Genomic DNA, 19,296 nt, shown 5'->3' on the forward strand with positions numbered 1-19,296 from the left:
CATTATCGAAAAAGAAGCATTTACAGCGGTGGAATCAACGTCGAAGCGGATTGGTAATCAATCATCCCGCGCGTTTGACCTTGGTCTTTTCTTCAGGTACCGACTCCCCGACCGATCGATAGGAGCGATCGTGATACAGCACGCCCGGATGGTCATTTTGCTGTTCAATTTCCACCACCTCGCCCACAATGATAGTATGATCGCCGGCTTTAAGCTTATCATACGAACGACATTGTATGACGGTTGAGATATTGTTTAAAATAGGACTGCCGTATGCGCTGCGATAGTAGTCGACATCCTCAAACTGTTCTTCACCCGTCCGCCCGGAAACGGCAAAGTGATCGCACAGGCTGGATTGTTCCGGCTGTGGAATATGAATGGCATAATGGGTAGCCCGGGTTATTAATCCGTGAATTTGAGCTTCGTGATCGATATTGAAAGAGATGAGCGGAGGGGTAAGCGATAAGCTCGTGAAAGAGCCGATGGTGATTCCTCTTTTCTCTTTGCCGATAGCAGCGGTAGCGATCGTTACCGGAAAGGGCAGCTGCCGCATGGCTTTTTTAAGAGATTCAGCTGTTTCTTCTTTGGAAATAGTCATACTGATTGTTGGTTTACGATGCCTTTGCAAAACCGTTCTTTTGTCCAATGCCGGCGTAATCGGCCGGTTGAAATTCTCACATATGGGCTATGGCTGCGAGGGCAACCTCCCTGGGGCCTTGACTCTGAACAAAATTCCTGATTTTTCAAAGGTTTCATTTAGTGTTAGCCGGAAATCAGAACTGGGGTCCCAGCGAGGATAAAAAGGTGCTTTTGTCAATATACTGCGATAGCTCGATAGTCGATTTGCCCAGGTTCTGCAGCCGCTGAACAACTTTTTTATCGACGATTCGGTCCTCCTCGAATTGAGAGGCGTTGATATAGATGCCGCCGCCTACCTGGTAGGCCCCAAAAAAAGAAGCAATGGGCCCCAGTTCCTGGCTCACGGAAAGGTAGTGATGGTCCGTGGCGCCGGTTGCTATGAGGCCGACCGGCCGGTTTTCCAGCGGGGCTTGGTTTGACTGCCACTTTCCCCGGGGAATAAGATCAAAAAGATTTTTAAGAACGCCTGAATAGCTCCCCCGGTAGACCGGTGTTCCTATGAGATAGGCCTTGCTGCTGATGATGAGCTCCAGTGCCCGGGCCGTATCGCCGCTGTACTGCTCCAGCTTCCGGCCGTCAGCGGTTTCAAGATCATACTCCGCCAGATGGAGGAGGTCGGTTTCGATATCAAATTCCCCGGCGGCGGACTGTAATGCTATTTCTACGGCTGTTCTGGTTTTTGAAGGGTTCGAAACACTGCCGACGATACCCAGTAGGTTGCTCATAATATGTTTAAAATTTTAGCCCGTATTTCTCACAAAATATGAAAAAACTCTACCTTCCTCATGGCCGATGAGTTATAGCCATTTTAGGGTATGGGTTACATTACCCTGATGAGAAATCCGGCTCGGTGATATTAATTACTATTATGTCTATAAATAAGAATATTCATGTGTTGAAACCGGAATTATCTCATCCTGTTCAATGATCAGAGGTCGAACAGGGATGAGATATACTCCGGATACCAGGGCTAGTGGTAATGGTAATGTTAAACGGGGACGGTTTCCGCTGGCCTGGTCGACGCTGTTTCTCTGACGGCAGGGATAATTTCATTACCGAAATGAGGAAGCTCATCGGTGAAATGGAGAAATCCGGTAAGTACGAGGTCCACGCCGATGGCATCGAGCTGGCGAATGCGCTCGACTATTTGTTCTTTTGTACCGATAAGACCCGTTTTGAAGCCGTCATTGTATTGGACAAGATCGTTGAAATCGGAATCGGCCCACATGCCCTCGCCCTCCGGTGCTGACTGCCCGGCGCGTTTGACTTGCTCTTTAAAGCCTTCCACGGCCTCCGCTGTGGCGTGCTCGATAATATTTTCCAGTACTTCCTTTGCTTCCGCTTCGGTATCCCGGCAAATCACAAAGGAGTTTACGCCTACTTTGGGAGGTTCTGTGCCGAACTCCCTGGCATATTGACGAACCTGATCGATCTGGCCCTTTATCTTTTCAAGGCTTCCTCCGTTGAGAAACAGCCAGTCCGAGACCCGGGCCGCCATTTTTAAAGCGCGCGGGGAGTTCCCGCCCTGGAAAATGTCCGGGGGCGTAATGGGCTTGGGCTCGCAGGGAGCCTCATCAATCTGGTAGAAGCGGCCGTTGAAGGAAAAGCTTTCCTCGGTCCACAAGCCTTTCAGTACCTTGATAAACTCTTCACTCCGGTCATACCGCTCGTCGTGGGCAAGCCAGGATTCGCCGAAGCGGGTGAATTCATCCTTAAACCAGCCGCTGACCACATTAAGGTGGAAGCGTCCATTGCTGATCCGGTCGGAGGTGGCCACAAAGTTGGCGATAGGTCCCGGGTTCCACTGTCCCGGGTGAACGGCACCGATGAGCCGTAATTTCTCGGTATTGGCGGCAAGAGCATTAGCGATGCTCAACGCCTCCAGCTGTTTTTCGGCATTGTAACTTCCAAAAAAGCGGGCCTGGGCCAGGCCGTAATCAAAGCCGACCTGCTCGGCGGTTTGTGCCAGTTCCCTGTTGTATTCATAGGTCCAATCCGTTTTCATCGGCCAGTCGGTAATGACCAGTCCGCCACTTACGTTGGGAACCCAGTAAGCAAATTTTGTATCCATTATGTTAATGTTGTTTCATGTTAGTATTAAAATGTACGACCCGGGGGGTTCTTCGGTCGATAAAAACCGTATCAATAAAAAAGCCCGCTCACCTGAGAAGATGAGCGGGCTTTTGATTTTCTTCTGAAAAGAATCTTAAAAAATCATGTGAGCATTGCTCTCTTACAGGTGGTTTTCTTGTATTCAGGCATACAGCAGAGCGCCATCATACAACACATATAAAGAGAGCAGAACATTCGCATCGTTTTCACTTTGTAATTATTTCGTTCATTCGCCCCTAACTTAAAAGTAGTATTGCAAAAAACAAAAATTTTTTATGGTTTTGTTTTAACGGTAAGAATCGTCTGTCCCTTCTGTTCCTCCCGGTTAAAACCGTGACCGTCTTCCGGCAAAAAAAAGGAGATGAAACGCAGGACGTGCGGTAATGGCAGAGTAGCTGGTTTATTTATTTTACTTAAAGAGGTCTTTGCAAAACCGTTATTTTGCCCCGTCTTGACATTGTCGCAATTTCAACATCCTCATATATTTTTTATACACACTGTGGTTTTGAAATCGCTCAGGGGTTGGTATTGCCCCCCTGGCTTTTTAAAGCCCTCTTGATAGAGAGCCAGGACGCTTAATCAGGCACGGGAGACTACGGGATCAGTCACGCGGGACTACGGGCGAATTTTGATATCAATTTTTTCCGTCGGATCTTTCGATTGATTCCGGATCGCAAGCTGTTGAATCACATTATTGGAGAGCTCCACAAAGGCCTGCGCCGACCGGGACTCGAGTCCCTCTTCCAGTACAATCGGCTTGCCGGCATCTCCGCTTTCACGGACGGCCTGCTCCAGCGGTATTTCGCCCAGGAAGTTGGCTCCGATTCGCTCAGCAAGATCGCGGGCGCCGTGTTTGCCGAAGATATGATATTTTTTGCCGGGCCTGTCTTCGGGGATAAAATAGGCCATATTTTCGACCAGTCCCAGGACCGGGACGTTTACTTTCTTAAACATGGCAACGCCTTTTCGAGCGTCATCCAGGGCCACCGTTTGCGGGGTGGAAACGATGACGGCTCCCGTCAGCGGAACGGTTTGTACCAGCGTCAGCTGGATATCGCCGGTTCCCGGGGGAAGGTCGAGCACGAGATAATCGAGTTCCCCCCATTCAACTTCTTCCATAAACTGTTTGACTGCACTGGTGACCATCGGTCCCCGCCAGATCATGGCCTGGTCGGGGTCCACCAGCAGTCCCATCGACAGAAAGCGGATGCCGTACTTCTTGAGAGGGATCAGCTTTTTCTGGGTCGTGATATTGGGACGCTCATGCGTATCCATCATCGTGGGGATACTGGGACCGTAGATGTCGGTATCCAGCAGTCCCACCTTCGCCCCCGTGCGGGCCAGTCCGCAGGCCAGGTTAACCGCTACTGTAGATTTGCCAACTCCGCCCTTGCCGGAAGCAACGGCGATTACATTTTTGACGCCGGAAAGCAGCTCCTCTTCCCCCTCATCTTTTTGTCGCTTCTTTTTTTTACGGTGTCCCTGGCCCGGAAAGGCCTGCTCCTCTCCCCGACCGTCTTCCCGGTCCCGGAATTTAGAGATATTGACCGCCGTGGTGACATCCAGCACGGCCCCTTCGTCCACATACGTGCGAATGGCTTCTTCGCACTTTTCTTTGAGATGGGACTCCAGCTGGCTGTTTTTTTCGGGGAGATCGATCGTGAAGGTAATAAAGCTGTCTTGCACGATTAGATCTTCAATCATGTCGAGGGTGACGAGATCTTTCTCCATCTCGGGATGCATCACATGGGTCAGGGCCGTGCGTACTTGCTGCTTGTTAATCGGCATGTTAAAAAAAGGTTGGTTTAAGCTCGCTAAAATTAGTTTTATAAGATAAGGATTTATATCCACATGCTAAACGTATTCACCCGTCTTTCTCACACATAAAAATTCAGGCTGAGCAATCCGGGCTAATACCTGAAGAATTCATTCTTCATTCTATTCAGAAATGCGTATTTTATGCAACTGAAATTATGAATAGCCCCAAAGCCGGATATTCAGATAAAAATATTTTCCTCCTGGAAAACCCGGTATCGGATCTGTCCGGGTTGTTTATGGGTTGTGGTCGTTATTACATTTGATAAGAGGTGGCAAGAAAGTTAAAACTGACAGCTCATTAAATTCCGGCTCACAGGAAGCACAACAGGTCCGCAATGAGCAAACGGTAATTAAACAACAGGCCATGCTGAAACGAACACCCTTTTATAAACTCCATGAGGAAGCGGGAGCAAAGCTTATTGATTTTGGCGGCTTTGACATGCCCGTGCAGTACGAGAGTATCCGCAAAGAACATAAGGCTGTTCGCAATGCGGTAGGGATGTTTGACGTATCACATATGGGCGAATTCCTTATCACGGGCCAGGAGGCCCTGCCGTTGATTCAGCATGTGACGATTAATGATGCCTCTGCCCTGAAGCCCGGGAAAGCGCAGTATTCGGCCATGTGCTACGAAGATGGAGGTATTGTCGACGATTTGCTGGTATATATGCTGGGGGAGCATGAGTATATGCTGGTGGTTAATGCCTCGAATATTGAAAAAGATTTTGAATGGATAGCCAGGCACAATTCGTTTGAGGCCGAGTTGCAAAACCGATCGGATCGTACCTGTTTACTGGCGGTACAGGGACCAAAATCGGTGGAAACCCTGCAAAAACTCACCGAAACCAACCTCTCCGGCATTACGTCTTATACATTTGAGACCGGCACGCTGGCAAATTGCGACGAAATGATCCTTTCGGCGACCGGCTATACGGGAGAAGAGGGATTTGAGCTCTACTTTAATAAGGATCAGTCGTCCCCCGAGGGCGTATGGCAGGCTATAATGGATGCCGGCGCGGACTTTGGTATCGAGCCCTGCGGACTCGGGGCCCGTGATACGCTGCGCCTCGAGATGGGTTTTGCCCTTTATGGGAATGATATTACCGAAGATACGCATCCTCTCGAAGCGCGAATGGGCTGGCTTACCAAGCTGGAGAAAGATAACTTTATTGGAAAGGATGCGCTTGTGGAAGCGAAGGAGAAGGGGCCGGACCGGCAGTTAGTGGGGTTTGTCATTGAGGATAAGCGAGCGATCCCCCGATCCGGATACGACCTGTTCGATGAAGAGGATAACGAAATCGGTTTTGTAACCAGCGGTACCCGGTCCATTACGCTGGACAAGAATATCGGGATGGGCTACGTGAGCAGGGAGTTTAGCGGGGAAGGTTGTACGGTTCATGTAGATATTCGGAACAGGAAGGCCCGGGCTGTCATACAAAAACCCCCTTTTATAGAAAGATAGTTTCTTAAGAAGCAGATAAGCATTAACGGTTAATGTAATGAGTCACGAATTCATGAATAACAAGATTGACGTTTTTATATCATCCCAATCATTTCAAGAGGAAGAACTGAGAGACAAAACAGCGGTTGTGGTTGATGTGTTGCGGGCAAGCTCTACCATGATTACCGCCCTGCATAACAGGGCCAAGGGTGTAATTCCGGTTGCGGATATGGGGGATGCCAGCAAGATTTCCCAAAATCTCGACTCCCCTCACTACTTGTTATGCGGAGAAAAGGACGGGGTTAAAATTGAAGGCTATGACCTGGGAAACTCTCCCCTCGACTACGACGGGGAAAAGGTAGAAGATAAGACGATTATTTTAAATACGACGAACGGGACCAAGGCGATCAAACGTGCGGGCCTGGCAGACAGGGTTCTAATCGGTTCCTTTCTTAACTTGCGTACACTGATAACGGATCTTGAGAAAGTGGAAACGGATATTGTCCTGGTCTGTGCGGGATGGAAGGGTCGCCTGGCACTTGAGGATTTACTTTGTGCTGGAAATATTATTTACGAACTTACAGACGGAATATTACCCCATAATGTGCAAGACGGGGCCAAGGTAGCTTTTGGTCTTTATGAGAAATTTGGTGATGATATAGAACAGGCAGTCAAGACCTCAAATTATGCCGTTCGGTTAAAAGATCTCGTAAGCGAAGAAGATATTGCTTATTGTTGCCAGCGCAATAAGATGCAGGTACTGCCAGTAATGAAAGAAGGTATTATTTCGGATTTCTATGGCAAAGAAAAATAGTTCCGGCAGGTTTCTGGGAGGACTTACGGAATCCCGGAAAATGGAGATTATTGGTATTTTGGTGATGGCCCTCGGCGGCCTGATAGGGCTCAGTATATTAAGTTATCATGCCTCCGATTATAATCTCATTCAGTCGCTCTCGACCGATAACCTGTTTAGTGTTGACCGGGGACCCGCCCTGCGTATTCAAAATGGGCTTGGTGTGGTGGGAGCCTACCTGGCGCATTTTTTTGTGTATAGGCTTTTCGGCTATATGAGCCTTTTCATCCCTGTTATCATTCTGTCCTATGGCTGGGTTATCTTTCGGAATCATGATGCCGGTCAGCTGCTCTGGCCCACCGCCTACGGCATTTGGAGCATGGTTCTCTTATCCACAATCCTGGGGTGGTTTAATGCGGAATATGACTGGTACTCTTCGGTATGGAATGGATCCGCCGGCATTGCCACGGCGCGGGTGTTACAAAATATAACCGGGATCGGATCGATTATTATCCTGGCCGTCCTGTTGGTAACCACGGTTCTGGCGCTGCTGGACCGGGACCTGCAGACGACCGTGGATACGGTCAAGGGATGGTTCTCGGATATCAGAGCGTCGTTTGCGGACTGGCAGGAAGAGCGGCAGGCTCAAAAAAAGAACAAACAGCGGCAACGTGAAACGGAAGCCCAGCAGGCGAAGGTTCAACAACAGCAACAGGCTGAGCAGCAAATGCGCAGGCAATCCCAATCCCAATCAGGGTCCCCGTCGCGATCCCCCCGGCAGTCTGCTCCCTCATCTGACAGGGAGACCGGCAGGAAAGGCCCGCCCGAATCAACTTCGATTGATGAAATTGTAGAACGATCACAGCAGCAGGATCGCGAGCGTATACGGCGTGAGCAGCAGGAGGTGCAGTCGCTGGACCAGCGTCCCCGCGCCGATATAGAAAAAAAACAGATTGTCGAAGATCATGAGGATGATGTCGATATCTCAGTATATGTGGGCGAAGGAGATGAAGAGGCGGGAGACCGGGAACTCGATCGCCAGAATAAGGACAAGGCCCGGGAAGTGCCCAGGGTTAAATACAAGTTTCCCACGGTGAAGCTGCTGGATTCCCCGCCCAACGAAGGCAATGAAGTGGATCTCAACGAGATCAAAGAGAATAAACGCATCATCCTGGATAAGCTGAAGCGCCATAAGATAGAGATCCGCAGCATTAATGCCATTGTGGGTCCCACCGTCACGCTTTACGAGCTCGACCCGGCTCCCGATGTGAAGATCAGCAAGATCGAGAGCTATGCCAATGATCTGAAGATGGCGACCGCTGCCAGGGGCCTGCGTATTATGGCCCCCATTCCAGGACGCTCGGCGGTTGGTATTGAAGTGCCCAACGGCAAGCGCGAGATTGTGTATATCAAGTCGGTCATCAATACGAAGAAATTTGTGGAAAGTGACTATGAGCTGCCGCTGGCGTTCGGAAAAACCATCGAAAATGAAGTTTTTATGGTCGATCTCACCCGGATGCCGCACCTGCTGATTGCCGGAGCCACCGGATCCGGTAAGACGGTGGGGATTAATACGATCATCACCTGCCTGTTGTACAAGTGTCACCCGGATAATCTGAAGTTCGTGATGATTGATCCGAAAAAGATCGAATTGTCGCTCTACCAGAAGATCGAGGACCACTTCCTGGCGACTATACCGGGTACCGAAGATCCCATTGTCACGGATACCGCCAAAGCCCAGGAAACGCTGGAAAGCCTTACCATGGAGATGGATGAGCGGTATGACCTGCTGAAAGAGGGGATGGTTCGGGATATCCGATCGTATAACAAAAAATTTGATAACGGCGAGCTGGATGAAGAGGAAGGGCACCGCCATCTGCCATATATCGTCGTGCTGGTCGATGAGCTGGCCGACCTGATGATGACGGCCGGTAAGCAGATTGAAGAACCGATCGCGCGGCTGGCCCAGCTGGCGCGGGCGGTAGGCATCCACCTGGTGGTGGCCACCCAGCGACCCTCGGTCAATGTCATTACCGGGACCATCAAAGCTAACTTTCCCGCACGAATTGCGTACCAGGTGGCTTCCAAAGTGGATTCGAGAACGATCCTGGATACCGGCGGGGCCGACCAGCTGATCGGCAGCGGCGATATGCTGTTTACCAACGGCGGGGGCATGACCCGCATCCAGAACGCTTTTGTATCGACCGAAGAGGTGGAAGAGATCACCGGGTTTATCGGAAACCAGCGCGGGTATAATAAAAAGTACGAGCTACCAGTTATCCAAGAAGAATCTTCCAGTGGTGATATCCCCGATCCGCTGGAGGATATCGATGAGCTGTTTGAGGCGGCTGCAAAGATTATTGTCCTGCACCAGCAGGGTTCGGTGTCGCTGCTGCAGCGCAAGCTGAAAATCGGCTATAACCGGGCTGGGCGTATTATCGACCAGTTGTTTAATGCTGGTGTCGTCGGACCCTATCAGGGCAGCACGGCACGCGACGTACTGGTAGAAGATGAAGAAGAATTAGAACAATTATTAGATGAATTGGACGAATTCAATCGCTAACCTCTTACGGGTATTAGCCTGTACGATCTTTTTGTTAGGTGTCACGAAGCCCCTTCTTGCCCAGGAGAACCCGTTTTCACAGCTGAAAGAGAAGTTTGAAAACGGTCAAATTTTTTCGGCCGACTTTCAACACCGGTCCGTAGACTCCTATACCGGGGATACCGTATCCAGCGACGGATGGATATGGGTGGGCCGTGAGCAGTACAAGGTACGGGCCGATCATCAGTCGGTGGTAGTGAACGGAAAAACCTCCATGGTCTATGATAACAACCGGAACCGGGTTATCATTAGCACATATGAGCCATCGGAAGATGATTTTGCTCCCTCGCGCATTCTCAACGGCATAGATTCAACGTTCTCCGTGGAGGCCGAGGAGCGCCGCGAGGACCAGTTTTATATTCGATTGACCTCTGACGATACTTTTGCTATCTACAAAAAGGTAGAGATTTTTCTTTCCAGCGACCTTATACCTCTTAAAATTCGGGCCGTAGATCCGGTGGATAATGTTATAACGACGCAATTTAATGACGGAAAATTTGTTCCGGCCAGGCAAGAGATGTTTCATCTCGATTACCCGGAAGGAGCCGAAGTTGTTGATATGCGGAACTAATAGGATGGGATCACATTAATTGCTAAAACCAGTGGAAAATTCGGCTTAATCCATTATGCTTAAACGTTTTTTGAAAATTGCTCTTGCCCTGATGCTGGGAGCCGTATTTCTGTGGCTGGCGTTTCGCAATGTCCGCCTGCAGGAGGTTTGGGATTATACCAAGAATATCCAGTTCGGGTGGGTTTTGCCGTTTGCGATAGCAGCGTTTTGCAGCCATGTATTTCGCGCGGAGCGCTGGCGGCTGCTTATTGAACATGACAAGAAAGGGCTGGATAGTTCCACGCTTATCTCGGGAGTGCTGGTAGGCTATCTGATGAACCTGGTAGGTCCGAGGCTGGGCGAGGTTTCCCGTCCGATGTATGTGGCCAGAAAAGAGGGATTAAGCACCTCCAAGCTGATCGGGACCATTGTGTTGGAACGCATTGTGGATGTGATGGTCATGTTTTTTCTGATGGCCGTTGTCTCGGTATATATTATCGCCGATCTCGCCCTACTGAAACAGATTTTCGGCGATGACACCATCAACTTTCTGACCAATGAATCCAGCTTGTTGACCTACGGGTGGACCATCCTGCTTTTAGGTATTGTTGCTTTTATCGGCTACCTGCTGATCCGGGTTATCATATACCTGGGCAGGAAGTCGCCCCTGCTGCAAGGCTGGATTGATCGGGTCAGAGATGCGCTCGTGATGTTTAAAAATGGCATCCTTTCGGCGCGCAAGGTAGAGCGCTGGTGGCTTTTCATGCTTTATACGGCCCTTATCTGGTTTTGTTATACCCTGATGACCTACATCCCGTTCTGGATGTTCGATATGCAGGAGGCCTACCAGCTGGATATGCTGGATGCACTGGTGATTACGGTTATTTCCGCCATCGGCATTGCAATTCCCTCGCCCGGGGGACTGGGTACCTATCACTATTTTGTCAAGCAATCGCTGCTGGTGCTGTTTGCCGTCCCGGCGGTCACCGGCATCGCCTACGCAACGGTTACGCACGCCGGGATGGTTATTTTTGTGGCCTGTATCACGCCTATTGTACTATTTATCGATAAACTTCGTTCAACTAAAGCGGGTAAACCGGTGGTGTGACCGCCGGTAAATTATTATTTTTGTACTTTAGTCGAAACAGAAGAGCCTCAGGCAGGTATAAACGTCCGGCAATTGGGCATTAATGGTTGCTAAAAAATTAGTACATTAAAACTGATTTTCATCGGCATTCAGCCTTTACTGAAATTATCCAACAACCCATGAAACGCATTCTAACTGGTACTTTTCTATCGTTTTTTATAGCAATAGCTGCTTTTCCACTGGCTGCCCAGGACCGGCAGGGCGGGGATGATGATGCGATGCTTCCGGAAATAGATCCGCAGGATATTGAAATTCGCAGCGAGTTTAATGCGCGTTTTCCCGGACTTCGGCGGCAGCCGATCCTTGGTTTTGAGCCGGCTTCACGGGTCTACAGGATAGATTCCGACCGCATGCCCTATATTGAAAGCCGCGAAGAGGTCGTGGCCGACCTCCCCATAAGTGATATGGCCCGGCCTGATCCGCCTCCCTATGCCCGGTTGCACTATTCCCCGGATATTAACGCCTTCGGACGGGTGGGCGGCGGCAGCTATACCAGTCCCGAAGCCAACTTCTGGGGCGTAACGCGACTGAATGATAAGAGTTATATCGGAGGAGACCTGGATTTTTCGTCTTCGGAGGGACACCTGGACGGACAGGCGAGCAGCTTTCGGTTTTTGACAGCCAACGGAGAATTTGCCACAAAATTAGACGAACAGACACGCCTGGGATTCGATCTGGGTCTGCAGAACAGCTTTAATCATATGTATGGCGTGGAAACGTCCCTGGATATTCCCGACAGTCCGCGCAAAGAGCATGGCGGATTTGATATCGGGGCGAATCTCGAGCGGATGAAAAACGGCGTGGCAGGATGGCAGATGCAGGCTCATATGCGATATTATGATGCCCGCGTGCTGGCCGGCGATCTTTCCGGGGAGACGGACGAGGGGGTGTATAACGTTTCGCTGGCAAAAAGGTGGGCGGGAGCCAGCCCCATGGAAACCATTACCGCAAAACTGGGCGGACGGATGGGGGATTACAGCAATAGCATGGTGGCCGACCAGTGGATGACGGGCCAGGCGGGCGTTGAATACCAGCGGCTGTTTAACTATGAGTTGCACGTGACTGTGGATGCCAGCATTTATTACGGATCCGACGCCTTTGAGGACAAGGTCTATTTCGGTCCCTCTGCAACCGTTGAACTGCCGCTTTTTGAAGGGGCCACCCTGATCGGGAATATCGGCGCCAGGCCCTACGTGCGTTCGGCGGAGCAGCTGCACACCACCAACCGGTTTTTGAATTCCGGCAATAACTTTCGGCATACCTATAAAATGTACGGGTCGGGTGAGCTGAAACTGACCTATTCCGAAGTCGGCACGCTGTCGGGCGGCATCCGCTACGAGGATATCTCCAATCACCCCGTCTTTGAACGGAATGCAGTTGCCACAAACCCGGATCAGCTGCTGTTCTACGAGGTGCGATATGCCGATGCCACGAACGTCCGGCTGTATGCCGCGGCTACCCACCAGGTGGTGCCTGAAAAATTTTGGCTGAGCGGGGAAGCGTATGCGCAGCTGCCGGAGCTGCGGGACGGGGGGCGTATCCCCTTCTCGGAAAAGCTGGGCTTGAATTCGGGATTCGGGTTGAAGCTGTTCGACGGGATGACGATCGAAGGCTGGGCCGATTACCGGGGCATTCGGGAAAACGACCAGGGACAGGATATGGAGGATTACCTGCTGGTGGGGGGACAGCTGGACGTATCGATCACCGACAAGATCGGGGTCTACGGGAAAGTCGTCAACCTCCTGGATCAGCAGTACCAGCAGTGGGAAGGATATGTAGAGCGTCCCCTGCAAATTTATGGCGGACTCACTTTTAAATTATAGTTAGTGGACAAGCAGGATGGATCAGGAGTTCTTGCAAGCATTTGTTGAAGTTGTGCGCGAGCAAATGGCTCAGAGAAATAGCGTGAGAATTGAAGGTGTGGGATCATTCCGCGTCGAGCACAGGAAACAGTTTCAAAAGCAGTACGACAATGGTCGTGTTGTGATGATGCCTCCCAAGGATACCATCAGCTTTACCCCTGAAAAGCAGCTCCAGTCATGACAACGGTTAACCAAGAACAATTGATAAGATTACTTGCCGAACGGACGGGCATGGATGAGGAGCGTGTGGATCGGCAGATTGCGGAGCTGACGAATCATATTCGACAGGTCGAAACCGGACGGGACCCCGTTCGGATAGAGGGATTTGGTACGTTTAGGACGGTTCAGGATCGATTGGAGTTTATCCCCTCGGAGGTCCTGTCTACAGAAATTAATAATAAATACGCCGGCATGAAGCCGATTGAACTCATCGGCGCTTTTAAAGAGCCGGATGGCACAGACGTACCGGTGGCGGGCCGGCCGGATGAAGCGGAAGTACAGGAGTCTCTGGAGAAAGAGATTGAGGCCCCTGAATTAAACGGCAATGGCTCGGATTCCCCCGAAGAGGAAACCCCGGAAGCGGAGCCCGTACCGCCGGCTGAAGTATCGTCCGGGGCTCCCCCGGAGGAGAAGCCGGGAGACAGGGACCCGGGGGGCCGGAAGGAAGAAACACAGGACGAGGATGGGGTAGATTCTGCAGAACCGCCGGTATCGACCGCCCCTGCCGCCGTGAAGGCGGACAACGGTACGCAGGAGACAACCGAATCTCTTGATAACGATCCGCTGGGGAAAGCTATTGTAATTCTCGCCGTTATTCTTACTTTATCTGTCGCCGGCTGGTTAGCTTATGATTTCGGCCTGTTTGGATCCGCTGGGGCCGGCAGCGACAGCTCTCCGGCTTCCTCCGGCATGCCTGCTGAGCAGCAGCGCATGGAGCAGGAAAATGCCGGATCGTCCGGTGAGCAGACCAGCGGAGAAGAGGTTGAAAATACCCAGCCTGCGGAACAGCCGCCGGAACCGCCCGGCGGGGAGGGCAATGAGACACCGGCTTCAACCGTTGAAACAGAGCCGTATGGGTTGTATGGCGAATTTAACGAGGATGTTGACACTGGCTTCTTTACCATTGTAGTACACTCTCTGCGCACGATGGAGCTGGCCGAAGAGAAAAAGCAGGGCCTGGTGGCAGAAGGTTTTCGCACCAGGATAAAGGAGACGGATGTCAGCGGAAGTACGTATTACCGGGTAGGCATCGGACAATTTTCCACTATCGGAGCGGCCCAGGAAGCGGTCCGGGAGCTGCCCGAACCTTATCAAAATAATAACTTTATTAATCGTTTTTAACCATATAGTTGTAATATAGAGGATCAATTTTATGCAAGCCTTACTTTTCTTTTGGATACAGTCTCAACCAGACACCTCAGCCGCAGACACCTCATCAATAGCTGACAGCCTGAGCTTAGCCGCCCAGCAGGAGAACATGTCGATGCTGGAATTGCTTGCGGAGGGGGGCGTGCTGATGATTCCTCTGTTTCTGCTGTCAATCGTCGCCATTTTTGTGATTGCCGAACGGTGGCGGTCGCTCAACAACTCCCGCATTGAAGTAGACGGCTTCCTGCGTACCGTTGAGGGGATGCTGAAGGACGGAGATCGCGAACGGGCCCTGACGTATTGTGATAGTATTGACAAGCCGCTGGCCCGCATTCTTAAAGCCGGTATTCGTCGCCTGGGTCGTTCTATCCGGGATATTGAAAGTGCCATCAGCAATGCCGGGAAAAAAGAGATTTTTCATCTCGAAAAGCGCATGAACTGGCTGGCAACGATTGCGGGTGTTGCCCCGCTGGTCGGGTTTACGGGGACGGTTACCGGAATGATCGAAGCCTTTATGGATATTCAGTCGCTGCAGGGGAATGTGAATCCCAGCGTGCTGGCGGGAGGAATCTGGGAAGCGCTGATCACCACTGCGACCGGTTTGATTGTGGGTATCATCGCCTACGGGTTTTATAATTTTCTACTTGGTAAAATAAATCGTACCGTTCATGAGTTAGAAAATGCATCGGCGGATTTTATCGATATGCTGCAGTCGCCATCCAGTAAAAAGAAACAAGAAGCACAGAAGGTACGGTAATGGACTTTAGAGAAGATGAAAATAAAATGGAGCCGCTGACGCTGTTTTCACAGTCGTCACTGACAGATATCGTGTTGTTGCTGCTGATTTTCTTCCTGCTGACCTCTTCCTTTGTTACGAACTTCGGCATTAAAGTGAATATTCCGGAAGCGGAAACCGGCGCGCAGACCGACTCACAATTCATTAATGTGGCCGTTACGAAAGAGGGAGAGTTCTTTGTAAACGGGGAGCTGACCGGGAAAGGCATGCTGGCCTCCGCACTGCAGGAAGCTAAAAATGAGAATCCGGAGGGCACCCTGGTACTGCGGGCCGACAAGGATGCTATTGTCGATAATGCGGTCCGTGTCATGAATGTCGCCAAAGCGTTGCAGTTAAATATTGTGATGGCTACGGAACAAAATTCACAATAACAGTCCTTACATGGAATTACCTACATTCCAAAAAGAAGAAGATCGTTTCGCCCTGATGGTTACGGGTGGGGTGCATGTAGCGCTGGTGATCATATTTCTGTTATATTCCTTTACCATTCAAACCAAGGCCCGTCCCTCTTTTATCGAAGTCCAGTTCGGTGAGTTTCAGTCGGGCTCGCCGGCCGAGTTTGCCGAACAGCAAAATGAGGAGGTGGCCACGCGGCCTGACCCCTCGGAAACAGAACCGGAAAATCCGGATCCTGATACTCCGGATCCCGCCGAGGAGCAGCAGGAAACGACAGAAGAAACCGCCAAGCAGGTTGATCTGGCGGATCAGACCGAGGAGATAGAGGAGGAAGAAGTTCAAACTCCTGATACGGATGAGGTGGATCCCGAAAAAGAAACGGCGACGGAAGAGCAGCAGGAAGTGACGGTCCCGCCCCAGACGGAGCAGGATGAAGTCCGGCAGGAGGGGGCGGAAAGCAGCGGCGACCCGCAGGGAAGGACCGGCGATATTCAGTCGGACCAGGGCACGGGTAACGAGCAGGAGAAATCCGCTCCCTATGAATTGCGCTGGGAGGGAGACGTCGACCGTGCTCCCATGGTACAGCCGCTGCCCGAAAACCCCACGGATTTGGAAGCAACCCTGACCATCCGGTTTGAAGTAAAGCCGGACGGTACGATCGGACGTATTGTCCCGCTGAAGAAAATGAATCCCGAATTGGAGCGGGAAGTATTGCAAACCCTTCGAAGCTGGCGCTTTTCCCGCCTGCCCTCCGGCGTGCCCCAGCAGTCGCAGTGGGGAACCATCACCTTCCGGTTTGTACTCGAATAGCTGACTGTTTCCTGAAAAAGGAGACCCGTTTATGCTCTTTTGGGAATCGAGCTTTGCGAGATTTTTCAACTCTACATGCCCCCCCGGTATCAATATTCAGAGAAACCAAAGTAAAACGTGGGATTACATTTAAATTAAGATATCCAGCCCTATAGCCAACCTGTAGTACTATCAAATTTATTTTCTTCAGTTACTTTAATTTTATATGGTATGAATTAGTAACAAAATATTTTTTGAATTGAATAGTTATGGCCCGAAACGTATGTGTATATATAGCAGATGACCATTAATTCTGCTCGACAACACAAGTTCATCTTGGGCGGCTTGCCAAGAATGTTCAGACTATGCTGCAAAATGAGCAACCCATTGAGCTGAATATTGTGCCGGATAAATCGATGGTTATGGGGAAAAAAGAGACAGAACAGCTTGATGATGGAGGGCTATATTGGGAAGGAACACTTCAAAATCGAATAGGTGAGGTCAGGTTGGTAGCAGATAATGAAGGGGTAGTAGGATATCTTAAAGCACCATCGGATTCTTTATTCTATAAGTTTCAGCCCATTGGGGATGGACTGCATGCCGTGATCCAAGTTGATCCAAGCAAAGCCATTCCTGATCATTCTTCAGATAATCCTTCTGGTCCTCCAGATTACGGGGATTGTTCCAGAGAGGCTATTTACTATGTTACGGCACAAAACCGGACCGGGGAGTCAAGCTATTTTCATACAGAACGAGTTTGTATAGAATGAATGAAGCTGAACAATTAAATGCGTTAATTAATTATGCTTAGCATATGTAATAATAAGAACAAGCGAATCATGGGATATATTATTCAATTTGTAGTTCTGGTTGGATTACTTATGATTTCGACAAGCGGTCATGGTCAACCCCTCCAAGTTGAGGTTTCTGTAGCCGGACAGGGTATTGAGGGATCCCCATCTGTTTATGGAAAAGATTTGAGGATATATCCCGGCTTAACTGTGGCATACCAAGTGGCAGAGTACCACCGTATTGGGCTCACGTTGTCAGTTCTTTCAGGGAGCCTGTATGAATCCCGGAATCCGGGAGAAGAATCGGGGACCAATATTCAAATGACCACTTACCCGATTGGGTTACAATACCAGTATCGTAGGTTACCGAATGCTTTGTTACAACCATACCTGAAGGCTTCGCTGCTTGTAATGCCGACAAAAGATGAGTGGGAGACAGACACTCCGGCCTCACAAGCAAGTTCTGTAAACGGGGGTGCCAACCTTGGGTTAGGGGTCGACTGGAAATTAACGCGTAAGTGGGGCATGTTCTCGACTATTAACTACCGGTTGGTTTTTGAGGATAAGAAGAGGCCACTGCAACATATTGATTTAGCCGGCTTTAATGCACAGCTGGGATTAAAGGTATATCTTTGAAGCAATTAAGTATCCCTGTATTTTTTGTATAGCTAATCAAACTAAGTGGTTTCTTACACCCCTCGTTAGGGCTTTTTAGAAAACTAAAGTCTGACTGAACAAAGATCTATGAAAGCGGTTCATTTGGAGTTACAGCATCCGCCCATTGGCAGAAGGCAAGTTCTAAAGCTTTTTTTATTTAATAGACACTATTTGTCTCAATAGACCTCTTATAAATGGACTCAAATCGTCTGACTCTCGGCACGATTTTACTCCTATGCTAAATGTCTTTTTTGCCCCTTTTTCCTCACTACAAGGGGTTGACCGTACTTACTTAGAAAGGACATCTAATTGGATGTAGATGTGCTTTCTCGGGGGAATGTTGTACCGAATCATCCCGCAAGCGGGCGTATATATCCCTCTTCTTTATCGAAATTCAGAGGTACTTCCTGGCCGGTGTCGGCCGACTCATAGATCGCTTCCATAATAATCATGTCGCGCTTCCCCATCTCACCGAGCACGATGGTCTGGTCGTCTTCGAGGATACAGCGGGCGAAGTCATCCATTTGCAGCGCCTGCTGGTTGACCTGCGGAAAATCCATGGGGCCTTCGCTGGTGTCCCCCCGGATGCCGCTGTAGCTGTAAGCGGGACTGAGTTCCGCCCAGCCATCACTTGCTTCCAGGCGGAAGTTATTTCCGCGATCTTCGTAACTCGACTCGCCGTGCAGCACTACGTTATTGGGAAAATTCAGATCCCATCGAATCGTCCCTTCCACTTCCGGGAAATTATCGGGGTTTTGAGTTTCATCCCAGGCCATGACCGACACCGGCAGCTGTCCTATCGTATAGAGACCCGCCTGGATCACATAGATACCCACATCCATCAGGGGTCCACCGCCCGCCATCTCCTTGTCAAGACGCCAGGCGTCGGGGTCGTTCAGGGGAAAACTGTGGGCGCCGCTCATCTGTTCTGCGGCCCCCAGTACCTCCTGGCGGCCCAGCCGCATCATCTCCTTATTATAGGGCTCGAAATGCAGCCGATAGCCGATCGAAAGCTTGCGTCCGGCTTTCTGGCAGGCATCGATCATTTGCTGGCAGTCCCTGACCGAAGTGGCCATCGGTTTTTCGCAAATGACATGCTTGCCGGCCTCAGCGGCCCGGATGGAGTACTCGGCGTGCATGCTGTTGGGCAATACCACATAGATGATATCGATATCGTCATTGTCAGCTACCTGGTCGTAGGTCTCGTAGTTATAGATGTTGGATTCGGGAAGGTCGTATTTCCGGGCCCATTCTTTCTCCTTCCGCGGCGTGCCGGTTACGATGCCCGAGAGCTTGCACAGTTTCGTCTCCTGCAGGGCCGGTGCCAGCTGTCCGGTTGCATATCTGCCGAGTCCGACCAGGGCCACCCCGAGTTTTTCGTTTTCGGGAAGTTCAGCCAGTCCCGCAGCCGCCAAAAAACGCTTTGTACTATCAATCATGGCAAGGCCCGGCAGCATAGCCACTGAACCGAGACCGAGTGAAAGATGGGAAAGAAAGTCACGTCTTGAATAACTCATAATTAACTCCTTGTTGTT

At 50.4% G+C, this 19,296-nt stretch carries 18 protein-coding genes; 13 read left to right on the forward strand and 5 right to left on the reverse strand.

The window, feature by feature from the left end; translation table 11 throughout:
* Positions 1-61: 61 nt before the first annotated feature.
* The 4 genes from BUB16_RS07965 to BUB16_RS07980 form a co-directional block, all read right to left on the reverse strand.
* Entirely contained in the window at positions 62-598 is a 537-nt protein-coding gene (locus BUB16_RS07965) for a flavin reductase family protein (protein ID WP_073061958.1), read from the reverse strand.
* A gap of 175 nt (positions 599-773) precedes the next feature.
* Positions 774-1,364 carry an NADPH-dependent FMN reductase gene (locus BUB16_RS07970; protein WP_073061961.1) on the reverse strand — a complete coding sequence of 197 codons (591 nt, stop codon included), beginning with the start codon at positions 1,362-1,364 and terminating at the stop codon, positions 774-776.
* Between the two features lie 263 nt (positions 1,365-1,627).
* The gene (sfnG, locus tag BUB16_RS07975; protein ID WP_073061964.1) at positions 1,628-2,710 is read right to left on the reverse strand and encodes a dimethylsulfone monooxygenase SfnG; all 1,083 of its coding nucleotides are present in this window, start codon (positions 2,708-2,710) and stop codon (positions 1,628-1,630) included.
* A 656-nt stretch (positions 2,711-3,366) separates the two neighbouring features.
* Positions 3,367-4,539 (reverse strand): Mrp/NBP35 family ATP-binding protein, encoded by a 1,173-nt coding sequence (locus BUB16_RS07980; RefSeq protein WP_073061967.1) that lies wholly within the window; start codon positions 4,537-4,539, stop codon positions 3,367-3,369.
* A 394-nt stretch (positions 4,540-4,933) separates the two neighbouring features.
* Between BUB16_RS07980 and gcvT the strand changes: the two genes are divergently transcribed.
* From gcvT to BUB16_RS08045, 13 genes are all read left to right on the forward strand, one after another.
* Positions 4,934-6,031, forward strand: coding sequence for a glycine cleavage system aminomethyltransferase GcvT (gene gcvT, locus BUB16_RS07985; RefSeq protein ID WP_170864325.1), 1,098 nt, complete (start codon positions 4,934-4,936; stop codon positions 6,029-6,031).
* 37 nt (positions 6,032-6,068) lie between these two features.
* Complete coding sequence (locus BUB16_RS07990; protein ID WP_244545662.1) at positions 6,069-6,824, forward strand: 2-phosphosulfolactate phosphatase; 756 nt, start codon at positions 6,069-6,071, stop codon at positions 6,822-6,824.
* Positions 6,808-9,366 carry a DNA translocase FtsK gene (locus BUB16_RS07995; protein ID WP_073061973.1) on the forward strand — a complete coding sequence of 853 codons (2,559 nt, stop codon included), beginning with the start codon at positions 6,808-6,810 and terminating at the stop codon, positions 9,364-9,366. Before BUB16_RS07990 ends, BUB16_RS07995 begins: the two co-directional genes overlap by 17 nt.
* Positions 9,341-9,976, forward strand: coding sequence for a LolA family protein (locus BUB16_RS08000; RefSeq protein WP_073061977.1), 636 nt, complete (start codon positions 9,341-9,343; stop codon positions 9,974-9,976). The genes BUB16_RS07995 and BUB16_RS08000 overlap by 26 nt, the downstream gene beginning before the upstream one ends.
* 55 nt (positions 9,977-10,031) lie before the next feature.
* Positions 10,032-11,063: a lysylphosphatidylglycerol synthase transmembrane domain-containing protein gene (locus tag BUB16_RS08005; RefSeq protein WP_073061980.1), complete on the forward strand. Its 1,032-nt coding sequence runs from the start codon at positions 10,032-10,034 to the stop codon at positions 11,061-11,063.
* 158 nt (positions 11,064-11,221) lie between these two features.
* Positions 11,222-12,925, forward strand: coding sequence for a hypothetical protein (locus tag BUB16_RS08010; RefSeq protein WP_073061983.1), 1,704 nt, complete (start codon positions 11,222-11,224; stop codon positions 12,923-12,925).
* Between the two features lie 16 nt (positions 12,926-12,941).
* Positions 12,942-13,145, forward strand: coding sequence for an HU family DNA-binding protein (locus tag BUB16_RS08015; protein WP_073061986.1), 204 nt, complete (start codon positions 12,942-12,944; stop codon positions 13,143-13,145).
* A 20-nt stretch (positions 13,146-13,165) separates the two neighbouring features.
* A complete protein-coding gene (locus BUB16_RS08020) occupies positions 13,166-14,305 on the forward strand; it encodes an SPOR domain-containing protein (RefSeq protein WP_170864326.1) in 1,140 nt (379 codons plus the stop codon).
* Positions 14,306-14,336: 31 nt separating this feature from the next.
* The gene (locus BUB16_RS08025; protein ID WP_073061993.1) at positions 14,337-15,089 is read left to right on the forward strand and encodes a MotA/TolQ/ExbB proton channel family protein; all 753 of its coding nucleotides are present in this window, start codon (positions 14,337-14,339) and stop codon (positions 15,087-15,089) included.
* Complete coding sequence (locus BUB16_RS08030) at positions 15,089-15,499, forward strand: ExbD/TolR family protein (protein WP_084088127.1); 411 nt, start codon at positions 15,089-15,091, stop codon at positions 15,497-15,499. The genes BUB16_RS08025 and BUB16_RS08030 overlap by 1 nt, the downstream gene beginning before the upstream one ends.
* 10 nt (positions 15,500-15,509) lie before the next feature.
* Positions 15,510-16,334 (forward strand): energy transducer TonB family protein, encoded by an 825-nt coding sequence (locus BUB16_RS08035; RefSeq protein WP_073061996.1) that lies wholly within the window; start codon positions 15,510-15,512, stop codon positions 16,332-16,334.
* Positions 16,335-16,678: 344 nt separating this feature from the next.
* Positions 16,679-17,083: a hypothetical protein gene (locus tag BUB16_RS08040; RefSeq protein WP_073061999.1), complete on the forward strand. Its 405-nt coding sequence runs from the start codon at positions 16,679-16,681 to the stop codon at positions 17,081-17,083.
* Between the two features lie 69 nt (positions 17,084-17,152).
* Positions 17,153-17,740 (forward strand): outer membrane beta-barrel protein, encoded by a 588-nt coding sequence (locus tag BUB16_RS08045; protein ID WP_073062002.1) that lies wholly within the window; start codon positions 17,153-17,155, stop codon positions 17,738-17,740.
* A gap of 371 nt (positions 17,741-18,111) precedes the next feature.
* Here BUB16_RS08045 and BUB16_RS08050 read toward each other — a convergent pair whose 3' ends face one another.
* Positions 18,112-19,278 carry a Gfo/Idh/MocA family protein gene (locus tag BUB16_RS08050; protein WP_073062005.1) on the reverse strand — a complete coding sequence of 389 codons (1,167 nt, stop codon included), beginning with the start codon at positions 19,276-19,278 and terminating at the stop codon, positions 18,112-18,114.
* Positions 19,279-19,296: the final 18 nt, after the last annotated feature.

Origin of the sequence: Fodinibius roseus (genome assembly GCF_900129315.1) — a bacterium.
GTDB lineage: Bacteria > Bacteroidota > Rhodothermia > Balneolales > Balneolaceae > Fodinibius > Fodinibius roseus.